General features: G+C 41.9%; 10 protein-coding genes and 3 pseudogenes. 5 read left to right on the top strand and 8 right to left on the bottom strand.

Annotation, left to right across the window (positions count from 1 at the left end):
* Positions 1–159: 159 nt before the first annotated feature.
* The 3 genes and pseudogenes from KA717_28475 to KA717_28465 all read right to left on the bottom strand — a co-directional run bounded on the left by KA717_28475 (position 160) and on the right by KA717_28465 (position 3,351).
* Positions 160–2,124 carry a PatA/PatG family cyanobactin maturation protease gene (locus KA717_28475; protein ID UXE59658.1) on the bottom strand — a complete coding sequence of 655 codons (1,965 nt, stop codon included), beginning with the start codon at positions 2,122–2,124 and terminating at the stop codon, positions 160–162.
* Between the two features lie 165 nt (positions 2,125–2,289).
* A complete protein-coding gene (locus KA717_28470; protein UXE59657.1) occupies positions 2,290–2,868 on the bottom strand; it encodes a Uma2 family endonuclease in 579 nt (192 codons plus the stop codon).
* Positions 2,869–2,898: 30 nt separating this feature from the next.
* A pseudogene (locus tag KA717_28465) lies at positions 2,899–3,351 on the bottom strand (DUF29 domain-containing protein).
* Positions 3,352–3,723: 372 nt separating this feature from the next.
* On the opposite strand from KA717_28465, the pseudogene KA717_28460 reads away from it, so the two are divergent.
* The 4 genes and pseudogenes from KA717_28460 (at position 3,724) to KA717_28445 (ending at position 7,974) form a co-directional block, all read left to right on the top strand.
* Positions 3,724–5,049: pseudogene (locus KA717_28460) on the top strand (IS4 family transposase).
* 16 nt (positions 5,050–5,065) lie between these two features.
* Positions 5,066–5,908, top strand: a pseudogene (locus KA717_28455) (IS630 family transposase).
* A gap of 34 nt (positions 5,909–5,942) precedes the next feature.
* A complete protein-coding gene (locus tag KA717_28450; protein ID UXE59656.1) occupies positions 5,943–6,719 on the top strand; it encodes a type 1 glutamine amidotransferase in 777 nt (258 codons plus the stop codon).
* A gap of 49 nt (positions 6,720–6,768) precedes the next feature.
* Positions 6,769–7,974, top strand: coding sequence for an NAD(P)/FAD-dependent oxidoreductase (locus KA717_28445; protein ID UXE59655.1), 1,206 nt, complete (start codon positions 6,769–6,771; stop codon positions 7,972–7,974).
* A 69-nt stretch (positions 7,975–8,043) separates the two neighbouring features.
* On the opposite strand, the gene KA717_28440 is transcribed toward KA717_28445, so the two are convergent.
* Together KA717_28440 and KA717_28435 are read right to left on the bottom strand one after the other, a co-directional pair.
* A complete protein-coding gene (locus tag KA717_28440; protein UXE59654.1) occupies positions 8,044–8,922 on the bottom strand; it encodes a 4-hydroxybenzoate solanesyltransferase in 879 nt (292 codons plus the stop codon).
* Between the two features lie 216 nt (positions 8,923–9,138).
* A complete protein-coding gene (locus KA717_28435) occupies positions 9,139–9,681 on the bottom strand; it encodes a DUF2854 domain-containing protein (protein UXE64802.1) in 543 nt (180 codons plus the stop codon).
* A 261-nt stretch (positions 9,682–9,942) separates the two neighbouring features.
* Between KA717_28435 and KA717_28430 the strand changes: the two genes are divergently transcribed.
* Positions 9,943–12,687, top strand: a complete 2,745-nt coding sequence (locus KA717_28430) for an SUMF1/EgtB/PvdO family nonheme iron enzyme (protein UXE59653.1) — start codon at positions 9,943–9,945, stop codon at positions 12,685–12,687.
* A gap of 296 nt (positions 12,688–12,983) precedes the next feature.
* On the opposite strand, the gene KA717_28425 is transcribed toward KA717_28430, so the two are convergent.
* From KA717_28425 to KA717_28415, 3 genes are all read right to left on the bottom strand, one after another.
* Positions 12,984–13,787 carry a Uma2 family endonuclease gene (locus KA717_28425; protein UXE59652.1) on the bottom strand — a complete coding sequence of 268 codons (804 nt, stop codon included), beginning with the start codon at positions 13,785–13,787 and terminating at the stop codon, positions 12,984–12,986.
* Positions 13,788–13,872: 85 nt separating this feature from the next.
* Positions 13,873–14,313 (bottom strand): transposase, encoded by a 441-nt coding sequence (locus KA717_28420; GenBank protein UXE59651.1) that lies wholly within the window; start codon positions 14,311–14,313, stop codon positions 13,873–13,875.
* 622 nt (positions 14,314–14,935) lie between these two features.
* Complete coding sequence (locus KA717_28415) at positions 14,936–15,208, bottom strand: hypothetical protein (GenBank protein ID UXE59650.1); 273 nt, start codon at positions 15,206–15,208, stop codon at positions 14,936–14,938.
* Positions 15,209–15,219: the final 11 nt, after the last annotated feature.

Genomic DNA, 15,219 nt, shown 5'->3' with positions numbered 1-15,219 from the left:
TTCTCACTCCCCCCCTTTCAAAGGGGGGCTAGGGGGGATTTTACTTTCAAAGGGGGGCTAGGGGGGATTTTACTTTCAAAGGGGGGCTAGGGGGGATTTTACTTTCAAAGGGGGGCTAGGGGGGATTTTACTTTCAAAAGGATACGAAAGGGAATTTAATTAATAAGCACTAGACCAAGAACGGACTTCACCCAAGGTGACAGGAATAGTGTCGCTCACATCAATCGTAAAGCGATAAATCTTTTTAGCACGACGACTATTCTCTGGATCAAAGAACTTCAGTTTAACATCCCAACAATCGCTATCTAAACGACAGAAAGGACTTTTTTCCACATTAATACTATCTAATTCATAACCCGCACCCACTGCCTGAGCAAAGGTCGAAGCCGCTTGGAATGCATTAGTAGAGGCAAAATTTAAGGCCCGATCTTGGGATGTTGTGCCTAAATTACGTAAATCATAATAAATGCGATTCAAGAAACTGCTTAGAGTGCGACGGATGGCATCTTCTTCTGCATCATTAGACTGTTCCTGGACAGAAGCGATCGCCGCAGTAACGAGAGTGTTAACTTTCCAGCCGTATAAACCGCGTGTATTATTAATCTCAACAACGGGAACAACTTGACCAGAGAAAAGCTTAACACTACGGCCTGTTAAGACCCCAGGAATACTAACTCTTTGTACAAAGTTGGGATCGGTTTCAGCTTGAATTTGGCCGTCCAAAAGGCTCTGTAATACCTCATAAACATCACGGGAAAAACCGCCTACAGGTTCGATCGCATAGATAGGCGTTAATTCTAAATTTAATGTCCAAATTAGAGCCTTAGCTTCGGGTAAATTTTCCCCTAAATAATCCACCATCTGACGAGCATCGTAGGGATTGGCGGGAATTAATGTTCCCTCAACGCTAACTCCTGGCATTAATTGTTTAAAGGAATCGCGACGAGCTTCAGAACCGAAATCATAGCCTAAAACACCGAGAGCATAAACTAAATTTTTGCCTTCAAGTTCACTCGGAGCTTCGCTGGCGGTCACAAAATTAGTGGAATTGGACATGGTATTAACGGGATTAGGTTGACTAATAACGGGGGAAACGGAGGGCGGCACGGACACAATTTCTGTTTGACTAGGAGTCACTTCAGCTAATTTAAGTTCGCTGGTTTCTAGGGGTTCATTGAGGACGGACTCATCTGGATTATCGCCGCAGCCACAACCAGAAGCTTCCACTGTTTCTAAGTCTAATTCGTCGGACATAGTTTCTCCTAATAAAAATTCTATAGCATCAGGGATGTTTAATTTTCCCATTAAACAGCGATTTTGCTCATCGGTGTCTTTGGGATTACAGGGAGTCGCAGTTGCCAGGAGGGCCGTTCTCACTTTTTGCGGGTCTGGCTTTTCTCCTCTTTTAATTTGCAAACTGAGCAATAAGGCCACAACACCACTCACAATGGGAGTGGCAAAACTGGTTCCATTTAAGCGAGTGGTTCCGCCGCCAGGTTTCGCCCCTAAAATGTTTTCACCAGGGGCCAGAATGCCTTGATTTTGGTACTCGCCTCCCCAGTTACTAAAATTGGTTGGTTTGCCCTGGTCGTCCATTGCACCGACTGCTAAAACGGTAGGTAAAGAGGCAGGAACGTGCAAACATTCACAGCCATCATTGCCTGTTGCGGCTATCAGCAAAACATTATTTTCTTTGCAGAGTTGTACAGATTTTTCTAACCAAGTATCGGCTTCGCCTTCATCGGTTAATTGACCGGCACTAATGTTTATAATATTGGCTCCCGCGTTAACAGCTTGTTCAATGGCTCTGGCTAAATCGAGTTGAGATAACCGCAGGCGATCATCTGCAAATACGGGAACAATTAAGCCTCGACAATGGGGCGCGATGCCTTCAACGGGGGAGTCAGGTTGACCGAAGATAATACTGGCAACGTGGGTTCCGTGAGTGGACATAGAGCCATTTTCGTTGGCTTCTCCTGAGACTAAACTAGGGAGTCGAGTCAGGTCTGCACCGTCGAAACAGGGGTGATTTTGGTCAACTATACCATCAAGGACAGCGACACAAATTTTAGGATCACCTCTAGTTTCTGTCCATAGTTTTTTTAGTCCAGGAATGTTAGTCATTTTGGCTATGTTGATGGTTTTCTGAATTGTTAATGATAAAAGGTAATATTCAAGTTACGGATAAATTAAAATAATTTTTATTTCAATATTTTTGATAAAATTATGTCTGAAATTAATTAGGTGAATGTCAATCTGCTTTCAACGAAAGTAATTTGAGTCATTGGATTAAAAAAGAGGTAGTTCTAAAGTAAATCCTGGTAAAACGTTTTCCCCAGATAAGGTCGTTGGTAATGAAATAATTTCTACTGCTTGATGTGGGCGATAGATGGCTACCTGTTGACTCATGGGATCAATTAACCAACCGAGTCTTACACCATTAACAAGATACTCCTCCATTTTTGCTTGGAGTTGGGTTAAGGAATCCGTGCGAGATCTTAATTCTATTACAAAATCGGGGCAAATTTTAGCAAATTTTTCTTGTTCTTCTAGGGGTAAAGCGTCCCAGCGTTCCTTGGCGATCCAAGCGACATCAGGGGAACGTTTCGCACCATTGGGCAAGGTAAAGATAGTGGAAGAGCTAAAGACTTTACCGAGTTTGGTTTGACGATTCCATAACCAAACAAAGCCGTTTAAATCAGATTCGCGGTTGCCACTAATGGCACCAATCGGGGGCATAATAATGAGTTCTCCTTGGGCAGTTTGTTCTAGTCGCCACTCGTCATTACTATGGCAAAGTTGATAGAATTGCTCATCGCTTAAGTTGACGGCGTTGAGGTTTAAAATAATAGGCTCTGCGGTAATCATTATCTTGATTTTTTTATTTATCTTAAATTTTTATGGCAACCAATCGCGATCTAGCAATTGTTCCAGAGAATAAGGACATTGAGCGGGAAAGGTCACCGCACTCATTGTTTTAATCTCTACAAATCCTAACACATCTTGATAGATAGAATTTAATTCTTTCTCTAAATAGTTGCGGAGATGGGTGGTCATTTTTCGTCCTAATTGAGTACGGGAGGTATAAATTTCTTCTTGTCAATGAACTGCATTATATTCGGATTCCCTTGTCCAGTATTGCAGTAATAATAAATGACGGATAATTTTTTCTAACAGGCTGGCTACCGTATTTTTTTTCTCTCTTCCTAAATCCTCTAATTCCTCGATTAAATGATCTAAATCTAGCTGTTGAAATTGATGCTTTTTTAGTAAGCTAACGGTTTCTTCTAGCCATTGAGCATCATCAAGGTCATGGAGTTGTTTTAAATCATTCACTTTTATTGTCAACATAAAGCTTACTCCATTTTGAATGATTTATAATAATAAAGTCTAATATTTTCAATTCTTGTTTTTTCTAATTCTTTTTGTGCCGTACCTACCCACAGCACCGTCAAAACAAGGATGACTTTGATCCACTATACCATCAAGTACAGCTACACAAATCTTAGGATCACCTTGAGTTTGCACCCATAGTTTTTTTAGTTTTGGTATGTTGGTTATTTCGGTCATTTAAAAGATTTTTGCAATTGTAGTGGACAAGCAGTTGCCATTGGTGTCAACTTAAGCCAAAATGCCTACTCACAAAAGATTAGCCTAAAAGCAGGCGGAAGTAAGAGTAGGCTGAAAAAAAGGTTAGTATATAAAAAAGTGAGCAAAAAACAAATGGCAAGACAACATCCTCGGAGAAAAGGAAACCCAGACTTACGTCGTAAGACAAATCAGCCAGGGGTAGAAATCCCTGAAATAACAAAAGAGTTGTTTGAATTACTAGAACCCACAATGTTTACACCATTAAAATATTTACAGGGAACTCATGAGAAAATGATGAGAGATAGGGTGCTAAATTTACCAGTAATGGTGGCATTAGTGTTAAGTATAGTGTATCGTCAAATAGCGGGTATAAGTGAAGCGGTAAGACTGTTAGAGGAAGAGGGATTGCTATGGGTAGCATCATTAAAAGTAAGCAAACAGGCAGTATCAAAAAGAATGATGAATGTGCCAGCCGAAATATTTGCAATATTACTAAAAGGAGTGTTAGAAAAAGCAGCCGAAAAAGGGAAGAAGCTCCAAGTAGGAGAAAAATGGGAAAAAATAAGAGAAAAGTTTAGTGCAGTGTGGATAGCAGATGGCTAAACGCTAGAGCAGATAAGGAAAAATATGAAAATAAGTAAAGAAGAAAAGAGTAAATTGGGGGGTAAAATAATGATGGTAGTGGAAGCCTTTACCCAAAGACCCGTTACTTTGTGGTACACAGAAAATGATAAATCAAATGATAAAATATGGTGTGAAGAATTGGCAGCTAAATTACCAGAAAATGGTTTAATTCTCGTAGATATGGGATTTTTTAGCTTTGTGTGGTTTGATTTGTTAACAGAAGCTAAAAAGTTTTTTCTAACCAGATTTAGAGCGGGTACATCTTACAAAACCAAACAAGTATTGTCTCAAGGTAGTCATTACAGAGATGAGATTATCATTATGGGAAATTACCGTTCTAATCCTTGCAAGCATCCGGTGAGATTAGTCTCAGTATTATGGGGAACAATCTGGTATCAGTATTTAACAAATGTGTTGTCTCCCGAACAACTGTCCGCCGAAGAGGTCTGTGATTTATATCGAAGACGATGGACAATCGAAGAAGCCTTTTTATTAACGAAAAGACTTTTAGGACTAGCCTATTTATGGGTAGGGAATAAGAATGGTGTCCAAATCCAGATTATTTGCACTTTGATTTTCTATACGGTCTTAAATCAATTGGTAGGGGAAGTGGCGATTGCTCTAAATCAACCGAAAGAAAAAATCTCAGTAGAGATGGTGTTTCGGAGTCTATACTATGTAGCGAAGGCTATTGCTAGAGGAGAAAAGCCTGATACAGTAACCTATCTGGCTGAACGTGCTAAGTTATTTGGTTTGGTCAAAGCTGAGAGAAAGCGACATCGAGAAAAGGCCGCTCTCAATCAACAAATTTGGGAACCCATTCCTTTAAGTTGACACGGATGGATAGAGGATAGAAAAACTAAAAGAAATAAAATTTAATCGCCCGAAAAGCGAGTTAACAGAGCATCAAGGGACAATTGAGGTATATTTTGAGTCAAATCCACCAGCAACAATAAATGAAGCAGTAAAAAGAATAGAAGAATTAACGGGAATAAAAAGAAGTCCAACGCAAGTCAGAAAATTTTTAAAGTCAATAGGAATGAGGTGTCTAAAGGTGGGAACAATTCCATCAAAAGCAGATGTAGAAGCTCAGGATAGCTATAGAGAAAAAGAGCTAGAACCAAGGCTAGAAGAGGCAAAAGCAGGAAAAAGGGCAGTTTTCTTTGTAGATGCCTCTCATTTTGTAATGGGAGCATTTGTAAATTTTATATGGTGCTTCAAGAGGATTTTTATTAAGTCACCATCAGGGAGAAAACGTTTTAATGTGTTAGGAGCATTAAATGCAATTACCCATGAAGTAATTATGGTAACGAACAGTTCTTATATTACGGGAACTCAGGTTTGTGAACTCCTAGAAAAGATAGCAGAATTAGGACTATTAATACCGATTACGTTGGTATTAGACAATGCTCGTTATCAAAAATGCCGAATTGTGCAGGAGTTGGCAGAATCATTAGGAATAGAGTTACTGTACTTACCTCCTTATTCTCCTAACTTGAATTTAATTGAAAGACTGTGGAAGTTTGTGAAAAAGAAGTGTTTATACGCAAAATATTATGAAGATTTTACGCAGTTTTCTGCAGCAATTTCAGGATGTCTTGAAGATGCTAACGTAAAATATAAGGAGGAGCTTGATTCTTTGCTCACCTTACGATTTCAACGCTTTGATAAATCTCAGATTATGAACGTTTGAAGTATAATAGCTTGTAGGCCCTCGTTTATTTTTAATGACCATGAAATTAAGCATTGGTTGGCTTTATCCCACCCTCATGAGTACCTACGGCGATCGCGGTAATGTGATCTGTATTCAACGACGTTGTCAATGGCGCGGTATCGAAGCTGAGATGGTCCCCCTCGAACAGCAAACCGAGGCGAGTATCTTTCGTCAGGTTGATATTATTGCGGGCGGAGGAGCGCAGGATCGCCAACAGGAAATTGTGATGCGAGATCTGCAAGGAGCTAAAGCAGAGGCCCTTAAAAGTCAATTAGAAACCGGAACGCCTGGGGTATTTACCTGTGGCTCACCCCAACTGCTCGGTCACTATTACGAACCGGCTTTAGGGCAACGAATTGATGGTTTGGGTTTATTGGATTTAGTCAGTAAACATCCTGGCCCCCAGGCAAAACGCTGTATTGGCAATGTGGTGTTTGAAATTACCGCCTCTCCCCTGGCGGAACAACTGCAAGCCATGACGGGTGAAACTCCCGTTGTCATTGGTTTTGAAAATCATGGCGGTCGTACCTATCTGCAAAGCGTTTCTCCTCTCGGTAAAGTGCAGAAAGGCTACGGCAATAATGGCGAAGATGGCTATGAAGGGGCCTTTTATCGCAATGCGATCGCCACCTATTCCCATGGCCCCCTGTTACCCAAAAATCCCTTTTTAGCGGATTGGCTGATCAAGACAGCCCTAGAACGTAAATATCAAACCACCATCCAGTTAGAAACCTTAGACGATAGTTTGGCCCACCGTGCCAGGGCTGCTATGCTAAAGCGTTTAGAATAGGGAAGGATTTCTTTCTCAACCCCAAACCCTGAACCCAAAATTTCTTCCTATGACTGAACATCGTTTACGAATTTGCATCCTGGGCGGCGGATTTGGGGGGCTTTATACGGCTCTGCGTCTTAGCCAACTGCCCTGGGAACGTCACCAAACGCCGGAAATTATTCTCGTTGATCAACAGGATCGTTTTCTCTTCTTGCCTTTTCTCTACGAATTGATTACCGAGGAAATGCAGACCTGGGAAATTGCACCACCTTTTGAGGAATTATTGAGCGAAACCGGCATTCGTTTCCATCAGGGCCAGGTAACTGCCATTGATATTGACCATAAACAGATTCACATTACTCCCTCAAATCAGGCCGATTACTCTCTGAGTTATGATCAATTGGTGATCTCGATGGGGGGTAAAAGTCCTGTGCCGACCGTACCAGGTGCCAAGGATTATGCCCTAACCTTCCGTACCCTAGCGGATGCCTATCGTCTCAAAGAACGCTTACGTTTATTAGAACAATCGGAGTCAGAAAAAATTCGGGTTGTAATCGTTGGCGGGGGTTACAGTGGCATCGAATTAGCTTGCAAAATCAGCGATCGCTTAGGGGAAAGGGGACGGATTCGGGTGATCGAGCGCAATGATACCATCCTCAGTCAATCCCCAGAATATAATCGCGAAACGGCCCAAAAGGCTCTAGAAAGTAGGGGCATCTGGCTCGATTTGGAAACGGACGTGGAAACCGTGACGGCAGCTAGTTTAGACTTGCGCTACAAAGGACAGATTGATACGATTCCTGTGGATTTAGTTCTTTGGACGGTGGGCAATCAAGCTTTAGAACTGATTCGTGATTTACCCTTAGCGCATCATCATTCAGGTCTATTAAATACTAATGTCTATTTACAGGTGACGGATCATCCTGAGATTTATAGCTTAGGGGATGCGGCCTATTGTGAAGATACTAATGGACAACGGGTTCCAGCCACAGCCCAGGTTGCTTTTCAACAGTCCGACTATTGTGCTTGGAATATTTGGGCCACCTTGACCCATCGCCCCCTTTTGCCCTTCCGTTATCAAGCCTTGGGAGAAATGTTATCCCTCGGTCGAGAAGATGCCACCTTCAGTGGTTTAGGTCTGAAATTAACTGGCCCCGCCGCCGCGATCGCCCGTCGCTTAGTCTATCTCTATCGACTACCCACCTGGCAACATCAGTTAACCGTTGGCTTTAACTGGTTAGCCCAACCCCTATTAACCCTGCTCAAATCCTAACCCCATCTCCCAGTCTCCCAGTCTCCCCATCTCCCCCATCTCCCCAGTCTCCCAGTCTCCCCCAGTCTCCTAAAGCCAACCCAAAATCATCCCCCCCAACAAAATAAAGCCAATCCAAACATTCTGTCCAAAAATTTCACCGTAGGCATGGGCCGGAATTTCCGACTGACTCAGGCGAAGATACTGAATCACCCATCCCATGATCGCCATCGCTAGGGCCAACCAATAGAGAATATTCAGGGGCAAAATCATCCCCAAATAGATAAAAGCAGCGATCGTACTGGCAAAGAAAATACCAACGGCTTCCCCTGCGTATTGACCAAAAAAGATGGCACTGGACTTTACCCCAATGCGTTGATCATCTTCCCGATCCGCCATGGCATATACGGTGTCAAATCCCAATGTCCAAAAAATGGTCGCTAACCACAATACCCAGGCAGCAAAATCTAGATGGGCCGAGATCGCCGTCCAACTAATCAGAACAGCAAACCCCCAAGCTATAGATAAAACCAATTGAGGGACTGGAAAAACCCGTTTAGCCAAGGGATAACCAATAATCACAGGAACCGCCGCCACACACAGCCAAAAACTCAGGGGGTTTAAATAGAGGGCTAGACCGGCTGCACAGAGTAGGGCAATGATCGCCACGCCAATACCCACTTGAATGGAGAGAGTTCGGGCTGCGATCGGTCTGCTTTTGGTGCGTTCCACCTGGGGATCAATATTTCTGTCCCAGAGGTCATTGACCACACAGCCCAAGGCACTGGTAGCCAAGGTTCCTAAAATAATAATGCCGATTAAAGGTAAGGGCGGTTTCCCTTCGGCAGCTAAAAAAATGGCCCACAGAGCCGGAATCATTAAAATTAAGCGGCCGGCTGGTTTATGCCAACGGAGAAGCCGGACAATGGTTAGCCAAGTCGGTTCAGAGAGGGGAGATTCAGTAATCATAAATGAGATAATTCAATGTCAAATATTGACTCATGCCACAGGGCGAACGCATCTTATTTTTGAAAGGTAGGCTGGATAAAGGTTTCCGAGATCATGATTGATTTTTTATGAAATGCTGAAAGTCTTATCAGATAAGGAGTCTAGAATTTAGATGCGTTTGCCCTGACTCATGCCAAGTTTAAAATCGAAAATATTAGATTATCAACCGTTTAAGCTTTAGACAGCAATCATAATCACTTCTATTTTATTTTCTTCAGACTGTTCTAATTGCACCTCAATATTGGGGCCAAAAAACTTTTCAATCTTTTCTCGCTTCTCTTGCCAGGTGGCTAAATGAATAAAAGGGGATTTAAAGGTCAGAATTAAACTATAGCGATCGCCGATGCTAGTTTCTCGAATTGCAGTTAAAACAGGACGTTCTTCACTGGTGGGACTCAGTCCTAAGCGTTGCAGTGAATCATCCAAATGAGCTTCTTGACCATAACGATAGCGGGTGACATCTTTGCGAATCTGATTTTGAGTGGGGGTTGCCTGTTCTTTTCGCAGGGCCAATACTGATTCTGAGGTCGGTTCAGCAAAAGGAATCGGCTTTAGTTCTGCGGCTTTGAGGGCTAATCCTCCCAGTAGCAGGGGAACACCATAGAAAAAACCTGCCAGGTTTAAGGTGGCATAATCCAAGGCATAGGCGACAAAACCCATCACCGTCAATAGTCCACCAACGATCAAACCAACTAAAGCGAGAGGGATTTTACCGAACATTTTCTTTACAAAACATAACAATTATTTTCATTTTGACGGGTGTGGTTGTTTCTGTCTATAGTCGGGCAAGGGGCATTTTTTATTTATCTAGCGATCGCTGATTAGGGATGAACAAAAGCGTGATTGGGGATGAACAAAAGCGATTAACTCTTTCCCTGTCTGTTAAGAGGGGATCTGGTTACTGACTACTGTACCGAAAACAGTTAAGCTAAAAAGAGGCAATTCGTTGTCATCGCTGTTTCTAGGATTGGAATCACTATCATGGAGTCACCGCCTGTTGTATCGGAGTTTGAAAATCTTTCTGAGGGAGACAAAACGGTATCAACAAAGTCCTCTGAACCTTCTGAGCGTGATCAATCCTTCACGGTTTACCGTACCAGTCTGAGTGACCAGGCAACGGTGGATGATGCTCTTGGTTTTACTCCCTATGTGACGGCGATCGCCGAATTTTTATTAAATCCTGATACAGAGCCGCCGTTGACGCTTTCCATTGAAGGAGAGTGGGGCAGTGGCAAGTCTTCTTTTATGAAGCAGTTGGATAAATATTTACGGGAGAAGGGACAAAGAACGGTTTGGTTTAATGCCTGGCGACACGATAAAGCGGAGTCCGTTTGGGCAACTTTTGCTCTGTCATTTATTAAGCAAATTTCTACCCCTAAAAGTTGGCGCGATTGGCCTCGGATTCTCTACGGATATTTCAAATTACAATTTTTGCGTTTTAACCTAGAAAAAGGGCTATTTGAATTAATCAAATCCTTGCCGTTAATGCTTTTTGTTGTGTGTACCACTATTGCCATTCCTTTGATTTTGGCTATCTATGGAGTACAGGGTATTACAGAATTGGTCAAAGCGACAAACTCTCAGGATGTTCTTTGGAACAGAATACAAGCTGCTTTCAAAATCTTATTTACCGTTGGTGGTTTAACCTTATCGGGTACAGGAGTTATTGCGGGAATCCGAAGTTTATTTGGAAATTTTCAAAAATTACTCAATAATCCTAAAAACAATCTCATTAAATATATAGAAGCTCCAGATTACAAAAAACAATCGGCTTTTATTGAAGAATTTCACGAAGATTTTGGCAAAATTGTCGATGCCTATATTGGCGAGGGTAAAGTCTTTGTTTTTATTGATGATTTAGACCGTTGTGAGCATCCCAAGGCGGCGGATTTAATGCAGGCGATTAATTTAATGATCGCGGAAGATCCTTCTGTGGTTTTTATTTTGGGAATGGATCGGGAAAAGGTGGCGGCCAGTTTAGCGGTTAAATACGAGCAGCTTTTAACCTATTTACCATCAGAAATCCAGGAGATTGACCCAGAGATTTTAGTTCAGAGAAAACTCGATAAGGGTTTAGCCTACGGTTATAGTTTTATTGAAAAGTTTGTGCAACTTCCTTTCCAGGTTCCGCAACCGTCTCTCACCGATTTTGATCGTTTATTTGAGCAATTAACGAAGTCTAAATCCCCATCGGCTTCCACGAAAATAACACCTACGCAAAGATCGTTTTGGACGTTACCAAAATTGACTTGGTTTAAAGGTAAGAATCAAAACTTGCAAACCAGTCAAATTCCTGAAACGATTGAGCAGACAACCAACCTAACGGCGATCACTCAGCAATTGGTTCAGACTGAAGCAAAATTCCTACCGACTCAAACCCAAAAGCGATTAGAAACTATCAAAGTAATCTTTGATCAAGATTCCTCGACAGAACGGGATGCAATTCGCATGGTCGCGCCTATTTTTGATTACAATCCTCGTCGGATTAAGCAATTTCTCAATTTGTTTCGCCTTAAGTTTTATATTGCCTATTTAACGGGCTTATTTGATCGAATTGAAGAGGGTGAAGGAACTATGAGCCAAGAGCCGTTAACGGTTTTCCAGTTAGCGAAGTTTACGGCTATTAGTTTGAAATATCCTCTCTTGTTGTTGGATTTAGAGTTAGATAAATCGTTACTTTCTACACTTTATCGATATGATTTAGTAGGAAACAGAAAAAACTTTGATAATGTCAAAGGTCAGGGCGAATTTTCATCTCAAGAAAAAAATAGACTCATCTATTGGTTAGGTCACGATAAGTTACGGGCGTTATTAGCTTATAATGTTCAAGAAAATGTAAAGGAGTCGGAAAGCAATCAAGTTAGTTCTCAATTTAGCCTAGCCAATCTTAACGTTCAGAAATTATTGCAGGTTTCGCCCCAGGTCATTCGCCAAAATCAAGGTCTGGTTGTAAAAAATCTATCGTCTTTATTAGCACCCGATTTACAAGTGGTCGTTGACCAAATTTTAGGTCAAATGGTGGAAATTCCTGGAGGCAGTTTTTTGATGGGAACAGACGAGGCAGAAGTGCAACGCCTTAATCAAAAATATTCAATAGAGGTATTTAACCGTGAATTACCTATACATCGAGTCACTTTGCAGAAATATTTTCTAGGGAAATATCCCGTAACCCAAGAGCAATATCAAGCAGTCATGGGCAACAATCCCTCGAAGTTTCAAGATAATCCTAAAAATCCCGTTGAACAGGTCAGTTGGCAGGATGCCCAAGCTTTCTGTCAAAAACTGAGGAAATTAACAGGACAAGACTTTCGCTTACCCACCGAAGCTGAATGGGAATATGCCTGTCGAGCAGGAACGCAAACCCGTTACTATTTCGGTGATGATGAAAGCCAACTGGGAGACTATGCCTGGTATGACGAGAACTCAGATTCCAAAACTCATTCAGTGGGACATAAAAAGCCAAATGATTGGGGTTTATACGATACGCACGGCAATGTCTGGGAATGGTGTGAAGACTCTTGGCATGATAGTTATGCCAATAAACCAGAGAACATCAAAAACAATGGAAGTATTATATGGTCAGATAGTAATGAAAGCTATCATGTACTGCGCGGTGGTTCTTGGTTCATCAATTCGGGGTACTGTCGTTCGGCGTTTCGGTACTGGTACAATGCGGACGGCAGGTACATCAGCATCGGTTTTCGCTTGGTTCTTTCTTCGTTCTAGGCTTCGTTACCCTCTTTTCTTATTATCCCTTTACCCTTTACCCAGGATTTTCAAAACACTGTGAGTACAAATGAATTAAAAATAATTCAGAGGTTATATGATTTGATCAAGTGGTATGTGCCAATCCTAAACCGCTTACCGAAAGACCACAAATTTATATTAGACGATAAACCCCGTCCATTTTGGGAACTGTAATTTTTTTAGATACATTCCAGGGACAAGTCCCCCTTTTTAAGGGGGATTTAGGGGGATCAAACGCTATTGTGCAAGATGTCTATTCTCTTAGAAGAATTTCCCTAATCCACCTCAACGCCTAATTGTCGCAATTTTTCCGCTAGGCGATCTGCTCTAGCTTTTTCCTGTTGGGCGATTAACTCAGCTTCTACCGCCTTTGCTTTTTCCTGTTGGGCAAGTAACTGGGCTTCTTCAGCCAGTAGTTGAGCTTCCTCTGCCTTTACTTTCTCCTGTTCTGCCCGTTGATTAGCCTCCAGAGCCGCCAGAAACAACTCCTCTGGGGTCAATAACTTTTCCCCATTATCCAACCGATAAAAACTGATCAGGTACTCATCCGCCTCTAATCTTAATTGCAATACTTGACTACAACTATCCGTAATCGGCTTATACATTCCCTCCTCATTTAACCGATAACCCTTTAACTGCTCTGTTATCCATTCCCCATAGGGATCAAATAACCAATATTCTGTTACCCCTAACTGCTCATAGAGCGTTTTTTTGAAACCCCAATCCGTTTCCTTTGTCCCTGCGGAAGTGACTTCAAAAATAATGGCAGGAGCTTGTTTTCCTTCCCACAATTTGTAATTACCGTAGAGCTTTTTGGGAATATCAAACACCACCATCACATCGGGAGCGACCCGTGCCTTGGGATTGTTCTCAATGTAATAAAAAAACTGATTAGCAAAGACAACGGCGGGCTGTTCCTGCAAATACAAGCGCAGAAGAGCAAGGGCCATTAAAATAGCGAGGACGTGCTGATGGGTTTCGGCCAAGGGTTCTCCGTCGGAACTGGGATAAAAAATCTCTGGGGTTTCTGTCGCTTCAGAGGGAGGGGAAGCAACTAAGCGTTCAGTGGTGACTGTCATCGGCGTTAGGAGAAGTAGGGAATGTCTCTAATCTACCTTAATACTTGATTAGGGTTTGCTGAAATCGCGGTTTTGTTGTTTACGATTAAAAAGAGCGATCGCCGTAAAAAGAGCAATAGTGCGATCGTTTTTGTTCACTGTTTAGCATTTCCACTAACTGACTACGACGATTGACCAAATCGGATAAAGCTACTTGAGATTCTGATGCTAACGGTTTTGGGCTTGGTTGCAAGGCTTCTCCAAAATGGGCTAATACCTCGGCAAAATCCCTGGCTCTTTTGGGATTAATCACTGCTACCTTGAATTCCTCCTTTTGCAGCTTTTGAGCCACTCCTCTTTCCATTCCTCCTGTTGATTCGATGATGATTAACTCAATTTTGTATTTTTTGAGTTGTTCGCTTAATTCCAGCCAGCCTGACTCTTGATTGGTTACTTGCAAAACCTTATTCACTGGACGTAAAGCTATGTCCAACTTGGCTTTGCTGACATCTATACCAACCCATTGGCCTGCTACTTGAGTTTCCATGCTTTTACCCCTTTACTTTGAGTTTTTATCTTCATTACTCGACCTTGTTCACTGCGGGTTCGTGACCCTCTCGATTTTTCGAGTTTTTGAAGGATTGATGAGTGGCGACCTAGACTAAATCTCGGCTTTTATAACCAAGGGGGAATCGGTCTACCACTCTTCCTTTAAGATACAAGGGGGCTAGAGAAGGTTAAACGGAAAATCAAAGACTTGTGTGTACACATTAGCCTTAAAAAGGGGGGCAACGACCCAAAGACTTACTGTGCATGGCTTTGATACCAAATTTTGTTTTCAAATTCCTTTTTATTCGAGGTAGGAGCTTAGTCTCTAAGCCTTACACTCTATGGATTTGGGAATCAAACTCCTACAAAATATTAACGGTGTTTTACAAGCGGATTTGGTATGAGTTTATAGATTGGGAGATTTGCGTAAAGAACAGTTTGAAAAGAGTTTTTTTGAGTTGCATTGTTTGTGTCACATAATCCCAGCAAAAATAAATTTGGAACGATTTTGCGTCGTTTCAGCGATCACTCCAATTGTTAAGAATTGTACAACCCTTTTGTTATAAGGCTTTTTATGTCATGAAACCCTAAATTTAGAATTGCTGATTCCTATACGATAGTCACCCTTTATCAGAATCTTCCTCTAAAAACTTGAGAGCTTCTGCTTGAGATAAAAGTGGCGTTTCTAAGGCTTCATCCATTGCCCGATTTAGGCAATAATCTTCGATACTCTCCGTTAGCATTTCTACAGAGTTCAGGTTTTCAGGAAAAATTTGTTTCCAAATGGCGATCGCAGTAATAACAGCGTTTGGATTGCCTTGGGTATCAGTTAGATATTGAATGGCAAGATTAGGTATTCTTTCTCTTGGTAGGTTTAAAAGCGGCGATCGCATTTGTTTTTAGA

The sequence above is a fragment of the Woronichinia naegeliana WA131 genome, from assembly GCA_025370055.1.
GTDB lineage: Bacteria > Cyanobacteriota > Cyanobacteriia > Cyanobacteriales > Microcystaceae > Woronichinia > Woronichinia naegeliana.
This window is presented reverse-complemented; position numbering and strand designations above follow the sequence as displayed.